Annotated in this window: 21 protein-coding genes; 4 read left to right on the top strand and 17 right to left on the bottom strand. The window is 65.6% G+C overall.

The genetic code is table 11. The annotated features are described in order from the left end of the window. The first annotated feature begins 153 nt into the window (after positions 1 to 153). The gene (locus GBA63_RS19620; RefSeq protein ID WP_166178862.1) at positions 154 to 501 is read left to right on the top strand and encodes a hypothetical protein; all 348 of its coding nucleotides are present in this window, start codon (positions 154 to 156) and stop codon (positions 499 to 501) included. Between the two features lie 39 nt (positions 502 to 540). On the opposite strand, the gene GBA63_RS19625 is transcribed toward GBA63_RS19620, so the two are convergent. The 12 genes from GBA63_RS19625 to GBA63_RS19680 form a co-directional block, all read right to left on the bottom strand. Continuing rightward, positions 541 to 1,239 carry an SDR family oxidoreductase gene (locus GBA63_RS19625; protein ID WP_166178864.1) on the bottom strand — a complete coding sequence of 233 codons (699 nt, stop codon included), beginning with the start codon at positions 1,237 to 1,239 and terminating at the stop codon, positions 541 to 543. Then, on the bottom strand, positions 1,230 to 1,700 hold the full coding sequence (locus tag GBA63_RS19630; protein ID WP_166178866.1) for a vitamin K epoxide reductase family protein: 471 nt from the start codon (positions 1,698 to 1,700) through the stop codon (positions 1,230 to 1,232). The genes GBA63_RS19625 and GBA63_RS19630 overlap by 10 nt, the downstream gene beginning before the upstream one ends. Further along, positions 1,700 to 2,362, bottom strand: a complete 663-nt coding sequence (locus tag GBA63_RS19635; RefSeq protein WP_166178868.1) for a DsbA family protein — start codon at positions 2,360 to 2,362, stop codon at positions 1,700 to 1,702. Before GBA63_RS19635 ends, GBA63_RS19630 begins: the two co-directional genes overlap by 1 nt. A gap of 94 nt (positions 2,363 to 2,456) precedes the next feature. After that, the gene (locus GBA63_RS19640; RefSeq protein ID WP_166178870.1) at positions 2,457 to 2,786 is read right to left on the bottom strand and encodes a hypothetical protein; all 330 of its coding nucleotides are present in this window, start codon (positions 2,784 to 2,786) and stop codon (positions 2,457 to 2,459) included. A 39-nt stretch (positions 2,787 to 2,825) separates the two neighbouring features. Further along, positions 2,826 to 3,350 carry a hypothetical protein gene (locus GBA63_RS19645; protein ID WP_166178872.1) on the bottom strand — a complete coding sequence of 175 codons (525 nt, stop codon included), beginning with the start codon at positions 3,348 to 3,350 and terminating at the stop codon, positions 2,826 to 2,828. 18 nt (positions 3,351 to 3,368) lie between these two features. Continuing rightward, the gene (narI, locus tag GBA63_RS19650) at positions 3,369 to 4,148 is read right to left on the bottom strand and encodes a respiratory nitrate reductase subunit gamma (protein WP_166178874.1); all 780 of its coding nucleotides are present in this window, start codon (positions 4,146 to 4,148) and stop codon (positions 3,369 to 3,371) included. Further along, the gene (gene narJ / locus GBA63_RS19655) at positions 4,145 to 4,795 is read right to left on the bottom strand and encodes a nitrate reductase molybdenum cofactor assembly chaperone (protein WP_166178876.1); all 651 of its coding nucleotides are present in this window, start codon (positions 4,793 to 4,795) and stop codon (positions 4,145 to 4,147) included. Before narJ ends, narI begins: the two co-directional genes overlap by 4 nt. Further along, positions 4,792 to 6,510 (bottom strand): nitrate reductase subunit beta, encoded by a 1,719-nt coding sequence (narH, locus tag GBA63_RS19660; protein WP_166178878.1) that lies wholly within the window; start codon positions 6,508 to 6,510, stop codon positions 4,792 to 4,794. Before narH ends, narJ begins: the two co-directional genes overlap by 4 nt. Next, positions 6,510 to 10,172 carry a nitrate reductase subunit alpha gene (locus GBA63_RS19665; protein ID WP_166178880.1) on the bottom strand — a complete coding sequence of 1,221 codons (3,663 nt, stop codon included), beginning with the start codon at positions 10,170 to 10,172 and terminating at the stop codon, positions 6,510 to 6,512. The genes narH and GBA63_RS19665 overlap by 1 nt, the downstream gene beginning before the upstream one ends. After that, complete coding sequence (locus tag GBA63_RS19670; protein ID WP_166178882.1) at positions 10,172 to 11,407, bottom strand: nitrate/nitrite transporter; 1,236 nt, start codon at positions 11,405 to 11,407, stop codon at positions 10,172 to 10,174. The genes GBA63_RS19665 and GBA63_RS19670 overlap by 1 nt, the downstream gene beginning before the upstream one ends. A 165-nt stretch (positions 11,408 to 11,572) precedes the next feature. After that, positions 11,573 to 12,238 carry a helix-turn-helix transcriptional regulator gene (locus GBA63_RS19675; protein ID WP_166178884.1) on the bottom strand — a complete coding sequence of 222 codons (666 nt, stop codon included), beginning with the start codon at positions 12,236 to 12,238 and terminating at the stop codon, positions 11,573 to 11,575. Beyond that, the gene (locus GBA63_RS19680; RefSeq protein ID WP_166178886.1) at positions 12,235 to 12,711 is read right to left on the bottom strand and encodes a DUF4149 domain-containing protein; all 477 of its coding nucleotides are present in this window, start codon (positions 12,709 to 12,711) and stop codon (positions 12,235 to 12,237) included. The genes GBA63_RS19675 and GBA63_RS19680 overlap by 4 nt, the downstream gene beginning before the upstream one ends. Before the next feature lie 266 nt (positions 12,712 to 12,977). On the opposite strand from GBA63_RS19680, the gene GBA63_RS19685 reads away from it, so the two are divergent. Continuing rightward, positions 12,978 to 13,355 carry a cupin domain-containing protein gene (locus tag GBA63_RS19685; RefSeq protein ID WP_166178888.1) on the top strand — a complete coding sequence of 126 codons (378 nt, stop codon included), beginning with the start codon at positions 12,978 to 12,980 and terminating at the stop codon, positions 13,353 to 13,355. A gap of 55 nt (positions 13,356 to 13,410) precedes the next feature. Here the strand turns inward: GBA63_RS19685 and GBA63_RS19690 are convergent, their stop codons facing one another. Together GBA63_RS19690 and GBA63_RS19695 are read right to left on the bottom strand one after the other, a co-directional pair. Then, a complete protein-coding gene (locus GBA63_RS19690) occupies positions 13,411 to 13,860 on the bottom strand; it encodes an RrF2 family transcriptional regulator (protein WP_166178890.1) in 450 nt (149 codons plus the stop codon). Between the two features lie 96 nt (positions 13,861 to 13,956). Continuing rightward, positions 13,957 to 14,673 carry a Crp/Fnr family transcriptional regulator gene (locus GBA63_RS19695; protein WP_228282631.1) on the bottom strand — a complete coding sequence of 239 codons (717 nt, stop codon included), beginning with the start codon at positions 14,671 to 14,673 and terminating at the stop codon, positions 13,957 to 13,959. A 125-nt stretch (positions 14,674 to 14,798) separates the two neighbouring features. On the opposite strand from GBA63_RS19695, the gene GBA63_RS19700 reads away from it, so the two are divergent. Together GBA63_RS19700 and GBA63_RS19705 are read left to right on the top strand one after the other, a co-directional pair. Then, the gene (locus GBA63_RS19700) at positions 14,799 to 15,170 is read left to right on the top strand and encodes a cupin domain-containing protein (protein WP_166178894.1); all 372 of its coding nucleotides are present in this window, start codon (positions 14,799 to 14,801) and stop codon (positions 15,168 to 15,170) included. A gap of 247 nt (positions 15,171 to 15,417) precedes the next feature. Beyond that, positions 15,418 to 15,909 carry a hemerythrin domain-containing protein gene (locus GBA63_RS19705; RefSeq protein ID WP_166178896.1) on the top strand — a complete coding sequence of 164 codons (492 nt, stop codon included), beginning with the start codon at positions 15,418 to 15,420 and terminating at the stop codon, positions 15,907 to 15,909. Positions 15,910 to 16,010: 101 nt separating this feature from the next. Here the strand turns inward: GBA63_RS19705 and GBA63_RS19710 are convergent, their stop codons facing one another. From GBA63_RS19710 to GBA63_RS19720, 3 genes are all read right to left on the bottom strand, one after another. Beyond that, positions 16,011 to 16,391, bottom strand: a complete 381-nt coding sequence (locus GBA63_RS19710; RefSeq protein WP_166178898.1) for a thiaminase II/PqqC family protein — start codon at positions 16,389 to 16,391, stop codon at positions 16,011 to 16,013. A 297-nt stretch (positions 16,392 to 16,688) separates the two neighbouring features. Continuing rightward, a complete protein-coding gene (locus GBA63_RS19715) occupies positions 16,689 to 17,204 on the bottom strand; it encodes an LPXTG cell wall anchor domain-containing protein (protein ID WP_166178900.1) in 516 nt (171 codons plus the stop codon). A 78-nt stretch (positions 17,205 to 17,282) separates the two neighbouring features. Beyond that, complete coding sequence (locus GBA63_RS19720) at positions 17,283 to 18,053, bottom strand: ABC transporter permease (protein WP_166178902.1); 771 nt, start codon at positions 18,051 to 18,053, stop codon at positions 17,283 to 17,285. Between the last annotated feature and the right edge of the window lie 3 nt (positions 18,054 to 18,056).

Genomic DNA, 18,056 nt, shown 5'->3' on the forward strand with positions numbered 1-18,056 from the left:
GCGTCGTCCGGTCAGACTTCTGCTAGGATAATATTACCAAATCAGTAATAGACAAGTACGCCCGTTCCGGCGGCAGGTCGGCCCCGTGCCGAGCTCGGAGTCGGTGGAGGATCGGGCACGGAACGCGGGCGAGATCTCCAAGGAAGGCCACCGGTGAACCAAATGCAGTTGGCATTCAACGTCGCGCTGATCGTTTCGGTCGCGATCTTCGTGGGGCTCTTGGGGGCCCTGATCTGGGCGATACGGCCCTACAAGAACTTCGAGCGGGGGGTCGCCACCCTGGTCTGGGCCTTCCCCGCGAGCGTCCTAGTGACGATGGTCCTGGTGTACCTGGATACACCCTACATCTTCCTCTCGCTCTTCGGCGGCCCCGGCCTCTCCGCCCTGATCGCGCCCCCCGCGCGTTCGAGGGCGTGGTGCGTCCTGGGAGGCGTTCTGCTGGCTCTCTCCGTCTTCATCACGCTGGTCACCACCGGCGTCCTGGAGGTGCCGGAGAGGTAGTCGTCGGAGACTCTGTCCCACGGCGAGGGCGAGGTCCGCTCAAACCGTGTGGTCCGAGAACCCCGCGGTCTCCCCGTCGGGCATGATCAGCGCGCGGCGGACGGCCTCGGCGCACCGCCCGGTAGCATCCGGACGGAGCGGGTCCGACAGCGCGACCTCACTCGCGCGGATTCTCTCCTCATGGAACTCGCGGCCGAGTTCGCGCAAGAGCACGCGCGCGGCGGCCTGGCCCATATCGCAAAGCGGGTCGGGAGCATCCGGGGCCGCGCTGAAGTAGACCACGCACCCTCCACCGCCCCCGCGCATGATCGGAAGCGCGGCCGTGACCGCGTACAGAAAGCCCTTGACGTTCACGTCCACCGAACGCTCGAAGGCCTCCACGTCAAGGCTCGCCAGCGGCGGAGCGGAAGCCCGGGCCATGAACAGCAGTGCGTCCAGGCCGCCGAACCCCTCCACCGCGGCCTCCATCAGGTGGTCCAGGTGGTGGCGCTTGGCTAGGTGGGTTCCGACGACCAGAGCCCGCCCCCCGGAGTCGGTTATCTCCTTCTCCAGCGCTTCCAGCCTGTCCCGACTGCGCCCTCCCAGCACCAGGTTCGCGCCCTCGTGGCCCAGCATCCTTGCCGTGGCGGCCCCAAAGTGGCCCGTGGCCCCGAGGACAACGGCGGTCTTGCCGGCCAGATCCCCACCTCCGACCATCGCGGGGTGTTCCGTCGCTCGACGAGCATCGTCTACTGCCACAGGGTCCTCCTTCTCGTCTCTCGCCGGTGGTCTCCGGGACGCACCCGTCGGCCTCCGGCCCGCTTGAGCCGGAGGACAGTGAGGGGAAGGGCAGACGTCACGAGAACGGCGCTCGCCACGCACCACTGACAGATGGCCCGGATCACGAAGAGTTCCAGCCAGGTCAGATAGGCGCTGAACAGGGTGCCGATCAGGGCGACGAACAGACCGAAGAGCACCGCCCGCTCGCCCCTCGTCGCGGCCGAGAGCAGCAGCCCGGCATAGGCGAGCAGGCCGAGGGCGGCGACGGGGACACCCAGTATCTCGGAGTAGCGGCTCGTCTGGACCGTCTCGCAACCGCTACCGTCGCCGACGCAGACGGGCACGGTCCCCCGCAGGTGACCCCACGTGAGGTAGGCGCTGATCAGGATGCCTGCCAACGCGAGCAGGGCGAGCAGGACCCGGAGGCCGCGCTCGCCCACTAGCCCTTCACCTCCTCGATGGCCTTCTCGATCTCCTCCATCGGCACCGCTCCTCTCAGCTTCCTCTCGCCCTCGGGGCCGGAGATCACCAGTGTCGGCGTGCTGTTTACGCCGTCCTCGTTCGCCTTCGTCTGGACGGCGTTCAGTTCCTCCTCGACTAAGTCCTCGCCCCGCGCCTCGTCCCACTCGCTCACGTCGAGATCCTGCGTCTCCTCCGCCAGGTTCGTCAGGAACTCCTCGGTGGCGTAGCCGCTGTTCTCCGCGCCCTGGTTCTGAAAGAGAAGGAAAGCGTACTGCCAGTAGCGGTCCTGCTCCCCGGCGGCGATGGCCGCCCGGGCGGTGGATACCGAGTCGGGGCCGAGGAAGGCGAGCGTCTCGGAGACGAGCTTCGCCTCCCCGGGCTCCACGTGGCGCTCGACCACCTCCGGCAACGTCTCGCGCGCGAACTGGGCGCACGCGGGGCACTGGAAGTCCTCGTAGAGCCGGATGGTCACCGGCGCGTCCTCCTCGCCGAGCCTCGTCCCGTCCTGCGGGATGCCCGCGAAGACGTCCTGAGAGCCGCCTCCGCCCCCCAACTGGCTGAGGACCACCATAAGCCCGGCCACGACGACCGCGACCACGACCATGCCGACCGCGAGCCGCGTAGTTCCTCTCTGCATCATCGATACCTCTCTCCGGAAACTCCTCTTCACGCCGGGGCAACCGTCGATCCACGCAGACACCGACAAACAAGCCCCGGAAAACCTGCCGACCCGTCTAGGTCCGGGGCGGCTCGAGCTCCGGAGAGAGATAGACCTCGGCGGGCTTCCGATCGGAGGCGAAGCGGCGCCGAATGCGCCCGGCGAACGCCGGCGCGGCCGGGATCGCCCTGACCAACGCGACGACCATCCCGGCAGGCAGCTCGCTGGAAGCCGGGACGTGAGCCTGCGAGAAGTGCGGGCACCCGGGCTCGCCGCAGGAACCCGTGGCCTCCAGGTACGGGTAGAGAGCAGCGAACGCGAGTACGAGCGCCGCGAGCGCCCCCAGAAGCGCTCGACGCAGGCTCGCGCAGGACGCCCAGATCTTTCCTCTCGACTCGCTGCTCAACGCGGTGTCCGCCCTCTTGGTGCGTCCGCTCTCCGTACTCTACTCCGATGGGGTCCTCGTCGCGCCACCGGAGGTGCTCACCGGCCCCCTCTCCCACTCGCCCATCTTCCCGCCGAAGAAGCCTCCGAGGAGGTTGAGGACGAGGAGTGCGAGGCTCGCCAGCAAAGCGCCGCCGGCGAACCCGAGCGTTACGGAGGGGAACGGAATCCCCCCTTCGACCAGGAAGAGCCCGGCGGTGGCCAGGAGGATGGCCGAGACCACCGCCACGGCGACCACCACGAAGAGGAACCCGAGGATCGCCACCATCACGCCGTGCAACCCACCGGAGGCGCGCGCTCTCCTGCCTGCCACGTAGCCGCCCGCGAAGTGGGCCAGGAAACCGGAGATCAGCGAGATCGTCACGACCCCGGTCGTGGGGTTCGCGGCGTCCAGCGCTTCTCCACCGAACAGCAGAATATGGGCCGCCTCGAAGAGGAGATTGAGCAAGATGCCCGTCACGATCGCGGCGGCCCACCCCACGATCACGGCCCTCCAATCCATCTTCTCCGACACCCTGCGGAACATGGGCTTACCTCCCGAAGCTCATTCGACGCGCCGGCTCTGCTCCACCCCGGGAGTCGTCTTCCCCGACTTCCGCGCCCTCTCGCGGGTCAGGGTCGCCTGGGGGTTGGAGCTGCGGTACTGGACGGGGCTGCGGCGCAGGTAGCCTAAAGGTACGCTCCAGGCATGCACCAGGCTGGAGAAGGGCCAAAGGGCGAAGAGTAAGAAGGCCGAGAGGGTGTGAAGCTGGAAAATCAGGGGCGCCTCGACCATCAGCTCGGGCTGCGGGGAGAAATAGAGGAGGCTGCGGAACCAGGGGCCGATGGTGTCCCGGTACTCGAACTCCTCCTGTAGCTCGTACTGGCTGACGTACACTCGGTAACCGATGGTGGCGGCCATACCCAGCAGGATCACCACCAACAGCAAGGCATCCGTCACGAACTTGATCGTCTCCGTGTTGCTCCTGATGCGCCCGATAAACCAGCGGCGGAGATTCAGCAGCAGGATGTCGATCAGGGCGACGACCCCGACCACCGAACCGGCCCACAGCGAGAGCAGATGGTAGTCGTGGTCCGAGACCCCCATCGCTCTGTAGACCTCTATGGGTACGAGCAGGCCCATGACGTGACCGCCGAAGACGAAGAGCAGCCCCCAGTGGAGGAGTAAGACGCCCCACATCAGTATCCGCCGCTCCAGGATCTGGCTGGACTTCGGCGTCCAGCCGTACTGGTCGTAGCGGTAACGGTAGACGTGCCCCAAGACGAAGGTCATCAGGGAGAGGTACGGGAAGATTACCCACAGGAACTGCTCCCAGAGGTTCAATGCTTCCTCCCGTGGAAGGTGACGTTGCTACCGGGGGAGCTACCGGCCAGGGTCCCACCCGCGGGCGAGTCGGCCGCGTAAGGTTCGAGACCGACGGTCTCCTGTGGCGGCCCCTGCACGATGAGCTTCCGCATCTCCATGACGGTCTCCTCGTCGAGCTCCGGCAGGAAGAAGCAGAGCGCCTCGAGGAGATGCGCGCAGGGGCTCCGGTCATGGTGCAGGGACCGACGGATCACCTCTATGGCCCCCCGGTGCCCGGCGAGCATCGTCAGCCCCTCCTCCGGGGCAACGGCGGCGAACTCCAGCACGAGCGGGAGGTAGTCGGGAAGCTCGGTCGTGTCGAGCGGGTAGCCGGCCCTCTCGTAGGCGGCCTTCATGTCCGCGAGGACCTGGCCGCACGCCCTCTGGTCGCCGTAGCGGTAGTAGCTCAGGTACAAACAACCCCGCCGGTTGAAATCGAAGGTGGCTGTGTACCTCTCCTGCAAACGCTGCGGGGACTCATTCTGCCAGTAAGCGAGGAACTCGATCATGGCGTTCCTGGCGGGGGAGTCCGGCAGCTCGCGCACGGCCCCGACCACCTCTTCGCGGGCTTCGAGTATGGCGGCGTCAGGGTAGCGCAGCAGGATGGAGAGCAGCTTGAAGATCACGCTCCAGCCCCCCTGGGCTTGAGGTGAAAGGACTGGAAGTCCTTTTTGCTCTTGATCGTGACACTGGTCGTTTGCGCTTGCCCGCCGACCTCCCTGGCCTTCTTCTCAAGCTCCACCTCCTTCTTGCTCTTGAACGTTACGTTGGGCGCCTGCACCCGCCCGCCGACCTTCTCGAGCTCCGCCTTCATCGCGTAGAAGGCTTCGTTGCGGCCTCCGCCGTTGGTACCGTGCCCGTCCGTGGCGGGCTCCGCGCAGCTTCCGGGGCCGCCGGCGAAGTCGAGGCCGCAGGAACCCTGCTGCTCGTCGAGCTCGTGGGCGAGTTCCTTGTGGGCCAGCGGGATGACGTAGCGGTCCTCGTACTTGGCGATGGCGAGCAGGCGGTACATGTCCTCGATCTCCCGCGGCGTCATGCCGACGGAGGCGGCGATGTCAGCCTCGGACGCGCCGGAGATGTTCTTCTCGCGCATGTAGCCGCGCATCGCGGCGAGCCGCTTGAGGACGTGCCGGACCACCTCCTCGTCGCCGGCGGAGAGCAGGTTAGCGAGGTACTGGATCGGTATCCTCAAATCGTCTATCGCCGGAAAGACGTCGTCGGGGTCGGCCTCAGAGCCCTCGCCCTCGACGAAGCCCATCACCGGCGAGAGCGGCGGCACGTACCAGACCATCGGGAGGGTACGGAACTCCGGGTGCAGCGGCAGCGCGATCCCCCACTCTATCGCCAGCGGGTAGATCGGGGACCGCTGCGCGGCCTCGATCCAGTCGTCCGGTATCCCGTCGAAGCGCGCCTGCTCGACCACCGCCGGATCCTTCGGATCCAGGAACACCGACCGCTGCGCCTCCAGGAGGTCTTTGTCGTCGGGCACGGAGGCGGCCTCTTCTACCCGGTCGGCGTCGTAGAGGACGAGCCCGATGTAGCGCAGACGTCCGACGCAAGTCTCAGAGCAGATGGTCGGCTGGCCAGCCTCGATGCGCGGGTAGCAGAGTGTGCACTTCTCGGCCTTGCCAGAGTCCCAATTGAAGTAGACCTTCTTGTAAGGGCAGCCGGAAACGCAGTAACGCCACCCCCGGCACTGCTCCTGGTCCACGAGCACGATGCCGTCCTCCTCGCGCTTGTACATCGCTCCGGAGGGGCACGACGCCACACAGGACGGGTTGAGGCAGTGCTCGCAGATGCGCGGCAGGTACGCCATGAAGACCTTCTCGTACTCGAAGCGAACCGATTCCTCCAGCTCGCCCCGGATGTTCGGGTCGAAGCGGGCGGTTTCGGGGGCGCCGGCGAGGTCGTCCTCCCAGTTGGGTCCCCACTCGAGCTCCATCGGCTCGCCGGAGAGCTGCGAGATGGGCTGCGCGACGGGCTGGTGCTCCGAGAGCTTCGCCTTGGTGAGGGTCTCGTAGTCGTAGGTCCACGGCTCGTAGAAGTCGTCTATGGAGGGGAGGTCGGGGTTGTAGAAGAGGTTGGCGAGTTTACGGAGCTTGCCGCCGGCCTTGAGCTCGAGCTTGCCGTTCTTGCCTAGAGTCCAGCCGCCCTTCCACTTCTCCTGGTCTTCCCACTGCTTCGGGTAGCCGACGCCTGGCTTGGTCTCGACGTCGTTCCACCACATGTACTCGGCGCCCTCGCGGTTGGTCCAGACGTTCTTGCACGTCACGCTGCACGTGTGGCAGCCGATACATTTGTCCAGGTTCATCACCATGGCGATCTGCGCTTTTATGCGCACTAGTACTCGACCTCCTTCAGGCGCTTGCGGATCACGGTCAGCTCGTCGCGCTGCGACCCCGTGGGACCGTAGTAGTTGAAGCCGTAGGAGAGCTGGGCGTAGCCCCCGATCATGTGCGTCGGCTTGACGTAGATCTTGGTGAGCGAGTTCTCCGTGCCGCCGCGCGTTCCGGATAGCTCCGTCAGCGGCACGTTCAGGTGCCGGTCCTGGGAGTGGTACATGATCGAGGTCCCCTCCGGGATGCGATGGGAGACGACGGCCCTAGCCGAGACTACCCCGTTCCGATTGAAAGCCTCCAGCCAGTCGTTGTCCTTGACACCTATCTTCTCCGCGTCGCGGTCGCTGATCCAGATGACCGGTCCGCCCCTAAACAGGGTGAGCATCCTCAGGTTGTCCTGGAACTCGGAGTGGATGGACCACTTGGAGTGCGGCGTGAGGTACTTGAGGACGACCTCGGAGCGGCCCTCCTCGCCCGAGGTGAGGTCGCCGAGGTGCTTGGCGAGCCTGAGGGGCGGACGGTAGATCGGCAACCCTTCGCCGTACTCGAGCATCCACTCGTGGTCCACGTAGAACTGTTGCCGCCCAGTGAGCGTGCGCCACGGGATCGACCGGTCTACGTTGATGGTGAACGGGGAGTAGCGGCGCGTGCGGCTCTCGGTGCCCGACCACTCGGGGGAGGCGATCACCTTGCGCGGCTGGGTCGTGATGTCGGCGAAGGTGATGAGCTCCTCGCCCCGCTCCTCGGAGAGGTCGGCCAACTTCACGCCGGTGCGCTTCTCCATCTGCTTGAAGCCCTCGACCGAGAGCCGGCCGTTGGTCGTCCCGGAGAGAGCAAGTATCGCCTCGCAGACCTGATCCGCACGCGCGATGGACGGACGTCCGTCCCCGGCGCCGCCACGAACGGTCCCGTTCTTCTTTCCGAGGTACTCGATCTCCGGCACGGGCTTCCACAGGTTGCCCTTGGCCCCGATGCCAACTTCCTCGATCGCAGGGCCCAGAGCTTTCATCTTCTCGGCGATGGCCCCGTAGTCGCGTTCGATCACAACCAGTTTCGGCATCGTCTTGCCGGGGATGGGCTCGCACTCGCCCTTCTTCCAGTCGAGCACCCTCCCCGAGGGCTGGGCCAGCTCGTCGGGGCTGTCGTGCATCAGGGGTACGGCGAGCAGGTCTTTCCTGACCCCCAGGTGCTTCTTCCCGAGTTTGGAGAACGCTTCGGCAACGTAGTTGAAGATGTCCCAGTCGCTCTTGGCCTCCCAGGGAGGCGTTATCGCGGGGTTGAATGGGTGGACGAACGGGTGCATGTCCGTGGAGGAGATATCGTGCTTCTCGTACCAGGTCGCGGTCGGCAGGACTATGTCCGAGTACAGTGACGACCCGTTCTTGCGGAAGTCTATCGTCGTTAGCAGGTCTAGCTTGCCCTCCGGCGCCTCCTCCCGCCAGACTACCTCTTCCGGACGCATCCCTTCGGGCATCTCTTCGCTGCGCACCGCCGCGTCGGGCACGCCGAGGAGGTGCTTGAGGAAGAACTCGTGGCCCTTGGCCGACGACCCCAGCAGGTTCGAGCGCCACAGGGTCAGCACGCGCGGGAAGTTCTCCGGCGCGTCCGGGTCCTCGGCGGCGAAGCGCAAGCGACCCGCCTTCAGCTCCCGGACGACGTACTCCTTCACGTCGATCCCCTCGCGCTCGGCCTCGGCCGTGATCTCCAGCGGGTTGCGGTTGAAACCGGGGAAGGACGGCAGCCAACCAAGCCGGGCCGCCAGGGCGTTGCAGTCGGCGAAGTGCTTGCCGGCCAGCTTCCCCTTGCCAAGAGTGGTGACCAACTCGTCGGCCGCGAACGTCTCGTAGCGCCACTGGTTCGTGGCCAGGTACCAGAGAGGGGTGCCGGCCATGTGGCGGGTGGGCCTCGCCCAGTCGAAGGCGAAGGCTATCGTGGACCAGCCGGTTATGGGCCGCACCTTCTCCTGGCCGACGTAGTGCGCCCAGCCGCCGCCGTTCTTGCCCTGGCAGCCGCATAACAGGACCAACGTGAGCATGGCGCGGTAGATCTGGTCGGAGTGGTACCAGTGGTTCGTCCCGGCGCCCATGATGATCATGGACCGCCCCTCCGTCCGCTCGGCGTTGCGGGCGAACTCGCGCGCGATGCGTACGGTCCTTCCGGCGTCCACCCCGGTGACCTCTTCTTGCCAGGCCGGCGTGTAGGGTTCGGGATCGTCGTACCCCTCGGGCCACGCGCCCGGCAACCCCTCCCGTCCCACGCCAAACTGGGCGAGGAGCAAGTCGAAGACGGTCGTGACGAGGTGCCCGCCGACGCGCCTCACCGGCACCCCGCGCCTGAGCACGCCGCCGCTCTCCGTCTCACCCTCGTCGAAGCGCGGGAGGTCCAGCTCCACGAGCTCGTCGTGCCTTCCCAGCAAGCTAAGAGCGGGCTCTACCGCGCCGAGCTCCAGGTTCCACCGACCCTCGCCTTCGGCGCCGTACTTGAAGCCCATCGAGCCGTCCGGCACGACGGGCTCGCCCGTCTTCGCGTCGATAAGGGCGGTCTTCCACTCGGCGTTCTCGGAGGTCTCGCCGAGGTCGGCCGCGTGCAGAAAGCGGTCGGTGACGTAAGCGCCATCGCGCTCGCGCAGGGTGACGAGCATCGGCAGGTCCGTGTACTTCTTTGCGTAGTCCACGAAATATGGGACCTGGCGGTCGACGTAGAATTCCTTGAGGATGACGTGGCCCATCGCCATCGCCAGGGCGCCGTCGGTGCCGGGTTGGACCGGGAGCCAGTGGTCGGCGAACTTGGTGTGATCCGAGTAGTCCGGGCTCACGACCACCGTCTTCTGGCCGTTGTAGCGGGCCTCGGTCATGAAGTGGGCGTCGGGGGTGCGGGTGATGGGGACGTTCGAACCCCACATCATCAGGTACGAGGCGTTCCACCAGTCGGCCGACTCGGGCACGTCGGTCTGGTCGCCCCAGATCTGGGGCGAGCTGGGCGGCAGGTCCGCGTACCAGTCGTAGAAGCTCGGGATTATCCCCCCGATCAAGGACATGAAGCGCGAGCCGCCAGAGTAGGAGACCATGCTCATCGCCGGGATCGGCGAGAAGCCGATGACACGATCCGGTCCGTACTTCTTTATCGTGTACACGTGCGCGGCGGCCATGATCTCCGCGACCTCCGGCCACGAGACGCGTACGAGCCCACCCTTGCCCCTGACGGACTTGTATGCCCTCGCCTTCTCCGGATCCTCGACTATGGAGGCCCATGCTTCCACGGGATCACCGGTCTGTGAGAGCGCCTCGCGGTACAGCTCCATCAGGACACCCCGGACGTAGGGGTACTTTATGCGGATCGGGGAGTAGGTGTACCAGGAGAAGGACGCGCCCCTCGGGCACCCACGCGGCTCGTACTCGGGCATGTCGGGGCCATTGGACGGGTAGTCGGTCTGCTGGGACTCCCAGGTGATGATGCCGTCCTTGACGTAGACCTTCCACGAGCACGAGCCCGTGCAGTTCACGCCGTGGGTGGAGCGCACGATCTTGTCGTGCTGCCACCGCTGGCGGTAGGCGTGCTCCCACTCCCTATCGCGGGCGTTGATCTCGCTGTGACCGTCGCCGTGCTTCTCCCCCCTGCGGAAGTACTGCAAATTCCTCAGCAGGGGGTTGGTGGTCTTCCCCACTACCTCACTCTCCCTTCCGTAGCCGCGCCTCCGCTGGCCGGCCTCCTCGTGACGTACAACAGATTGACCAGTAGACACCCGACGGCGAAGAGTGCCAGCAGAACAAAGCCTATGGCGTAGGAGCCGGTCGCGTCTCGCACCACGCCGAGGACCAGAGGCGGGAAGAATCCGCCCAGTCCGCCGGCCGCCCCGACGACGCCCGTGACCGCGCCGGTCTTGCCCGGGTAGTACTCGGCCACCAGCTTGAAGACGGCCCCGTTCCCGAGCCCGAAGAGTACCGCGCTAGTGAGGGCGCCTATCGTGAACAGGACTATGCCGGGCTCGAAGCTGAGGATGAAGGCCATAAGGGGGAGAATGGCAAAGCTGATCATGAGGGTACGCGGGCCTCCGATGCGGTCGGCGAGCCAGCCGCCCACCGGACGCGCCAGCACCGCCAGCACCACGAACCCGGCGGCCCGCAGCCCCGCGCCGGTCTGGGTGTACCCGAAGAGGTCGACCAGGAGCTTGGGCAGGTAGATGCCCATGGCCACGAACCCGCCGAAGGTAAGAAAGTAGAAGAGGCTCAACACCCAGGGCATCGCCTCTTGCCGAAACAACGCGACGCCCGCCGCAAGAGACGGCCTCGGTCCCGTGGAAGGCGCATCCCGGCCCACCACCCAGAAGATGACCGCCATGATGATCAGCGGGACGATGAACACCCAGAACGCCCACTGCCAGCCGTAAAAGGCTGCTATCGCCGGGGCGGTGTACGCGGCGATGGCGGTCCCGATAGTGCCGATACCGTAGATCCCCAAAGCCAGTCCCTGCATGTGCGGTGGGAACCACTTGGAGACGAAGGGAACCCCGACGGCGAATGAGCTACCGGCCAATCCCAGGAAAAAGCCCCAGAAGAGCAACCCTGCAAAAGAGCCGCCCAAGATGCCGACAAAGAGCACCGGCACGATCAGAATGAGCATCAGCACGGGGAAGACCATCCGCCCACCGAACCGGTCCGTAAGCAATCCCATCGGGATGCGAAACAGCGCCCCCAACAGCATCGGCGTCGCGATGACGACGCTGATCTGGGTGCTCGACAGCCGGTACAGCTCCTGAAACTGCGGCGCCAACGGCGCTACGAGCCCCCACACCGAGAAGCACAACGCGAAGGCCAGGGTGGAGAGGACCAGCGCCCGGTATGCTCCGGGCCGCACCTCGTCCGTCCCGCCTATGGTTTCCCGAAGGTTCGTCCCCGCCATGTCTACCTCCGCGCTCCGTCCGTGCTCACCGTCACCTCGCCCGATCCTGGCGGTTCGCTCCCAGGTCCCGCTCCCAAAATCCTTATGATCCCGAAAGGAGCCCGTCCCGACGACGTCAAAATGGACCGTTCGACAGGTCAAATTTGACCAAGCGATCCCCGAGCATTACCCGGCCAGCAGGCCCGTCTTCCGGGCTTCGGCGAGTACCTCTATCTGCGAGTGCATCCCAAACGCTCGCAACAGGCCCCGGACGTGGCCGCGGACGGTGGCCTCCGCGATGCCCAGTTCTCGACCCACGGCTCTGGCGGACATGCCTTCGGAAAGCAGCCTCAGCACCTCCAACTGACGGGAGGTGAGCTCCGGCGTGTTCCCGGCCGTGTCGAAAGCATCCCCGTTGGACCCTCGGACCAGAGCCCGGGCCATCTCCAGCGCATCGTGCATCCGTTGGGAATCGCGCAGCAGGTTGATCAGGTACGGCCCCTCTTCGGCGTCCACGTTCAGCACCGTGACGCTCACCCATCGCTTCTTGCCCGTGGGAGAGCACAGGCGCACTTCGTGAGAAGGAACCGACTGCCCGGCCCGGGCCAACCTCATCGCGGAGCACCCACAGTGGCAGAAGGGCGTACCGTCCTCCCTCTCGCCCGCCACTGTCTCGTGGAGAGGTTTGCCCACCACCTCCGCGCCAGCGAGCCCTGTGAGAAACTCGGTCCGGGGATCCCAGTAGACGACGCGATGGTCGGGCCCAACCACGAACACCGCGTCGTCCGTGCGGGCCCCGGCAAGAGCCTCGACCGCCGCGGGAAGTCCATTCCCACAGTTACCCGCCATCATCCCTGACCGTTCACGGCGAGCACCACGAGGACCACGCTGACGAGAAGGTCCAGCATCGAGACCCGGAAAGACGTCCTCTGTAGTAAACGTCTCTGTCCGGCCAGCGAGCGGACCTCCTCGGCGTCGGACGCCTCACGCTCGGCCTCCGCGAGCCTTCTCAGACGCCGCCCGAAATACGCCCCGTGCGCCGCGACGAGCCCGAAGAGCAACACGAGCAGGACGTACTCGGCGTAGAGCACGGTCCCGAAACCTCCGAGCGCGCCGTCCAGAACGGCGAAGACGAGCAGCAGCGCCAGGTTGGCCGTCCCCACCCTGGCGTACTGACGCCCGATGGCCGACCTTACCCCCACCCGCTCGGCCTCGCCCCACTTCATCGCCTTCAGGGCCGGCGAGACGACGGTCGTCGTGAACACCACTCCGCCGAGCCAGACCCCGGCGAGTAGAACGTGAAGCGTGTGAACGATCGCGTCCAAATACCGACCTCCTCTACACAGCACCTTCTCCGAACACAGAAAATATTACCATTATAGTAATAGTATATCCAGAGGCGGTTGTGGAGAGAGACACAACCCGGTGAGAGATGCTGGGCCGACGCCGGACCTTCGGGTAGAAGAGATTTCGGGAGACGTTTGACGCGGATCACTAACCCAGGTCACATCCGCGGCCCAAAACCCTTGATCGAGCAACGCTTACTATAGTAGTAATAGTAATCTGACAGGGATCTTCGTAGGAGGTAGTGATGCGCATCATCGAGCCTGAGAGCGGGACCACCCGCGCCGCTCCGGTAGAAGGTGGCCCCACGGTAGAGGTGCTGGTCGGTGGGGACGGTGCGGAGAGCGGCAATCTGGCCGCGGCGCGCGTGACGGTACCACCTGGTGGGAGGATGCCGGAGCACGACCACGGGGAGTCCGAGGCGCTCATGATCGTACAGAGCGGACGGGTAGTGATCCGGGAGGGTGGGCGCGAGGAGACGCTCGCGCCGGGGAAGATGGCCTCGATCGGGATCGGCGAGAGGGTAAGCCTCGAGAATCCCTCCTCTTCGGAGCCGGCCTCCCTTCTGGCCTTCTTCGCGCCGCCGGCATTCGCCAGGACTTTCGGGGCGTGGCCGTCGGCGTAGCGGACTTCCCGAGCGCGAAACCCCGAGCGCGGGGTCTTGAACGCGGGAAGGGACTCTATGCCCGGGCCTCCTCCTGACCCCCGGAGGGGCCGGCCCTCGATGCGGTCCGTGAGACGAACTCCGAGAGCGTCTGGGCCTCGAGATAGTCCAGGATGGCCTCCTGCCCCTCCTCCCAGGCCCCGTGCATGGCGCAGGGTGCTCCCTCGCCGCAGGCCCTGTCCTGCATAATGCACTTGGTGACCTCGAAGGGACCCTCCATCGCCACCACGGCGTCCCTCAGCGTTATCTCCTCGGGCGAGCGGGCCAGTCGCGAGCCCCCGCCCCGCCCCTCCTGACTCGCCACCAGCCCGGCGCGCGAGAGCCCGGCCAAAACGCGGGCCAGCAGGCGGCGCGGAATCTTCGCCTCGGCGGAGATGGTGTCGGCGGTCGCCATCTCCCCGATCTGCGCCAGGTAGACCAGCGCTCTCAAACCGTAGCGCCCCTCGCTGCTAAGCTCCAGCCTCAAGGCCCACGCTCCTTTCGGACGGTCTTTCCAATCCGTTCGCTTAACTGTTACCATTTAAGTATAGATTATGCCATTCCGGAGGACACTCGGCATTCGTCATTGACGCCCGATCTCCGCCAGCCTCTCGGGATCCAGCAGGACGATGCGTCCTCCCTCCATCTCCAGGATTCCCTTCTTGCGCAAGCCGATCACCGCGGCGGTTACCGACTCGCGGGTAGAGGCGACCATCGTCGCCAGGTCGCCGCGGGTGAGCCGGAGCCCGATTGCGACCCCGACATCGGTCGTCTCTCCGAACTTCCGGCCCAGGATCGGCAGCAGCTTCGCCAGCCGGACTTCGGTCCTGCGGGGCAAGAGACACCCCAACAACTCCTCATACTCGACCAGCCTCGTTTCCAGGAGCGTCGCCATCTCAAGCGCCACCTCCGGCCGCCGGCGTATCGCACGCTCCACCAATGCCCCGGGTACCTTGATCGCCTCACAGTCGGTTACGGCCCCCGCCGAGAACCGGCTCTTACGCCCGTCGGCGAACGCCGAGAAGCCGAAACACTCCCATGGCCCAAGCAACAGAAAGGTGGCGTCCTTGCTCCCTACGTAACCCGCGTAGCCGACGAAGAGTTTCGCGACACCTCCAGTGAGCACGTAGAGCGTCCTTCCCGCATCGTCCCCACGGTAGATCTCCTCCCCGCCATCGTAGGACCGACGCACGAGCGGCGTCCCCGTCTCGCGCAGCGCCGCCAGCAGCCTGCGACACCCTCGCCCCTCCGGCGCGGCGTATTCTCCAAGCGCCACCGCAGCCCCCGAAAGCCTCATCATCGGCACCGATCCGCTCCCGTCCCACTTTCTCCTTATCCTTCTACTATGACGATTTTTGTAATATTATAACGGTCGATCGAGTAACTCACCGTCTGCGCCGGCAGACCGACGGAAGGAGAAGGCAGATGTCGACCCGTCCCCACCCCGAGTCCGAGCGGCCACTGCATGGTCCGCTCCAGAGCTTCGATCTGGAACAGGAGGTCGCCCGTCTGCGGGCCGAGAAGGCCTGGCGGGATGGCAAGCGAAACGCCATAACCCTGCGTAAAGGCGAGGGCATGAACGTGGTGCTTCTGGTCATGAAGGCCGGCGACAGGCTCGAGGAGCACGCCGCGCCCGGTCCCTTCAGCCTGAGCGTCCGGGAGGGGCGCGTACGCTTTGCGACGGGTGAGGAGACAGTCGAGGCCGGGCCCGGAGTTCTGCTTACATGCGACACCGGGGTACGGCACACGGTAGAGGCGCTCGACGACGCGGTGTGCCTGCTCACCGTCGCGGGATGACGTTCTGGGGCAGAAGCCTCCGCAGAGGTAGAGTGTTTCGATCCGTACATCGGGAGGGTTCATGAACATCACTTCCGAGACGCTTCTGGAAGACCTCCTGGAACGCTACCCGGCGGCGAGGGTGGTGCTCTCCCGCTAGGGTCTCGACGCCTACGAGGAGGCCGATCCCCCGCGCAAATCGGTCGCGCGGTTCGCTGCGGGCAGGAGCATACCGGTCGAGCGGCTCCTCGAGGAGCTGAACCGTGTCGTGGACATCTCTCGGCAGGAGCCTCCCCCCTCGAGCTTCCTCTCTCTGCTGGAGACGCACGAGTGGCTGGACGAGCACTTTCTCCTGCACCAGGAGGCACTCCTCGCGCAGGATCTGCTCCTCGCGCTCCAGATCCTGGAGAAGGTCGAAGAGGGACAGAGGGAGCACATAAGGGTGGAAGAAGAGATATTACTGCCCGTCTACGCCCGGGCAGGGCAAATCCCGGGCGGAAACCCCGAGTTCTACATAAACGAGCACCGGAAGATGCTCACGATCCTCGACGGCTTCAAGGAGACCCTGCCTCGCCTCATCGAGAAGAGCCCGGGCGAGCGGCGGCGAGAGATCATCGAGCTGTTCGACCAGGGCTATTGGTTCAAGCGACTCCTCGAGCACCACGACAACAGGGAGGAGAACATCCTCTACCCGGTGCTCGATGGGGTGACGAGCGAGGAGGAGCGCGAGGAGCTCCTGGAGAAGTGCTTCCCCGAGTAAGAGCGCCGACCGAGCTCCAGATAAGAACCCGGGAGGATGCAGGACCTCGGGTCTCCCCACCGCGCCTTGGGGACAGCGTCCGTCGCTCTGCTCCGTGCGAATCAGGACCGAACCAGACCGGCCATCCCTCGAGCTCGTTGGCCATCTTCCAGAACAGGCACTCCATCCGGCAGCTTGTAATGAAGTTCTCTTCCATCCTTGCCCGCTCGCTCGGCCAAGCCGTCGGGGCACCTCGCGAACTCGCGGCAGATGTCCCCGACCACCGGGTCGGCGTGGAATTCGATCCACTCTTTGAACGGATGAGACTCCTCGGGCTTGACGTCGTCTTTCAACCTGAGCCCGATCTCCCGGTACGTCAGCGGGCAGGGGTATAGGGCGCAGAGCAGCTCGCCCAGGGTGCCGCTGTGGGCCGAGTAGAGCGTGTGCCGGGTATAGTTGCGGGCGGTGGGAGCAAGCTCGTCGGCACGCTCCAACTCCTCCATCGGGTATAAGGTGCCCGAGTGATTCATCGTGGGGCACCGCAAGACGCCGACGGGCAGGCCGAAGGGCGCGAGTCCTTCGCGCCCCCGTAAGCCTTACAAGAGAAAGAACCTACCTGCGGGTACCTAGAGGGCGTTATAAACTTGGGCCAAAACCCCATAGGAATGCGGGTTTCAGGGTCGGGCTATGGTCCTTGCGATCCACGTTTTCCGCATTCCTAAGCTGTTCTTGATTGGGTTCATGACACCCTCTAGATACCCGAATGCGGCCCGATCATTGTCATGGTCACAATCGCGTGCTCAGTACCCGCGGCGCCTGAGTAGCACCCCGCCAGCCACGAGCAGGGCGCCGGCGAGAAGCCCCAAAAGCGCCGGGACGCCGGTGTCCGGCAAAATCAGTCGCTTGATGTAGTCTATGACTTCCTGCATGACTTCCCGCAGCTCGGGGTAGTCGCGGGTTGCCGGGTAGATTACCAATTGGGTCCACAGCATCGCGATGCTGAGCGTCAGCCCGAACAGCACGGCAGAGACAATGAGTCCGGCAACGGCGAGTCCGGGCCTGCGGTCCTTCCGGCTAAGACCGATGCAGGCGAGCAGGCCACCTCCCGCTGCCAGGACGGTCGGGACGACGCCCACGACCGGGAGCAAGAGCAGGAACGGGGCGGTCACGAACGCTCCGGTCGCGAGGCCGAGGGAGGCGATGCCGTAGCCGTTCCAAGACCGGTCCGTAGGCCGAGGTATCGGTCCCGGGTCGGCGTCAGGCACCGGCGAGGGTGAGGTCGTTGGCGTGCCCTCAGGCTGAGATACGTTGGACATGGTTGCTCCTTCCGATGATCGGATCGTCGACGCGCTGAGCGCGGGTTGCTGCGGCGATCGCTGGTCACACACGGGTGTTCACGCGCGGATGTCGAGGCGGTTCAGGATCGCTGATGTGCCAGCCACAATCGCGACCGTCAGCGCCGCGGACACGAGCACGAAGAACAGCACGCTGTCGGGTGTGATCGCGTATACGTCGAAGCTCGTCCCCTCGCCTGATACGAGGATAGTGCCGAGCTGCGTGGCCTGGGTAAGGACGGCGTAGGGCAGCACGGACGACACGGCCTTGATGCCGACCAGGAGCGCCATCGTCGAGACGCCAGTGACGACGAGTGCGATCGCGACGGGTGCGGCGAAGGAACGGAAGAAGGTGGAGAGGGCCGATTGCAGTGCAGCGACGGGTATGCACGCCACAATGACGACGGCGCTGCTGAGCCAGTACTGCGCGGGCAGCATCCCGGGCAGCCCGAAGGCGAGCTTGCCGAGGGCGATCACGACCGTGACGAATACGAGCTGCATCGCCGCGGCGAGCAGGGAGATGGCCGCGACCTTGCCGATGACGACCTGTACGGTGGAGACCGGACGGCTCATGAGGGCGTTCCAGTTGCCGTTCTTGTGCTCGACGCGCCAGACGAGGGAGGCGAGGATGGCGATGCCGACGGGCAAGATCGCCATGCCGTAGAACCCGATCGATCTGGGCCAGAGGGTGTGCCAGCCGTCGGCGAACTCGCCTTCTCCGGCGAAAGTGCTCATCGCACCGGCGAACACCATGATGACGGGCAGGAGCACGACGACGGCCCAGCTCATGGAACGCTTGAGCTTGAGGAACTCGGAGTAGATGGAACCCATGGG

Origin of the sequence: Rubrobacter tropicus, from assembly GCF_011492945.1 — a bacterium.
GTDB classification, from domain to species: Bacteria; Actinomycetota; Rubrobacteria; order Rubrobacterales; family Rubrobacteraceae; genus Rubrobacter_D; species Rubrobacter_D tropicus.

Excerpts from the sequence above, each read along its gene's own strand:
- GBA63_RS19635 (WP_166178868.1), bottom strand. The coding sequence starts at position 2,362 with ATGATGCAGAGAGGAACTACGCGGCTCGCGGTCGGCATGGTCGTGGTC.
- GBA63_RS19645 (WP_166178872.1), bottom strand. The coding sequence starts at position 3,350 with ATGTTCCGCAGGGTGTCGGAGAAGATGGATTGGAGGGCCGTGATCGTG.
- GBA63_RS19670 (WP_166178882.1), bottom strand. The coding sequence starts at position 11,407 with ATGGCGGGGACGAACCTTCGGGAAACCATAGGCGGGACGGACGAGGTG.
- GBA63_RS19675 (WP_166178884.1), bottom strand. The coding sequence starts at position 12,238 with ATGATGGCGGGTAACTGTGGGAATGGACTTCCCGCGGCGGTCGAGGCT.
- GBA63_RS19685 (WP_166178888.1), top strand. The coding sequence starts at position 12,978 with ATGCGCATCATCGAGCCTGAGAGCGGGACCACCCGCGCCGCTCCGGTA.
- GBA63_RS19695 (WP_228282631.1), bottom strand. The coding sequence starts at position 14,673 with ATGATGAGGCTTTCGGGGGCTGCGGTGGCGCTTGGAGAATACGCCGCG.
- GBA63_RS19700 (WP_166178894.1), top strand. The coding sequence starts at position 14,799 with ATGTCGACCCGTCCCCACCCCGAGTCCGAGCGGCCACTGCATGGTCCG.
- GBA63_RS19710 (WP_166178898.1), bottom strand. The coding sequence starts at position 16,391 with ATGGAGGAGTTGGAGCGTGCCGACGAGCTTGCTCCCACCGCCCGCAAC.
- GBA63_RS19715 (WP_166178900.1), bottom strand. The coding sequence starts at position 17,204 with ATGTCCAACGTATCTCAGCCTGAGGGCACGCCAACGACCTCACCCTCG.
- GBA63_RS19720 (WP_166178902.1), bottom strand. The coding sequence starts at position 18,053 with ATGGGTTCCATCTACTCCGAGTTCCTCAAGCTCAAGCGTTCCATGAGC.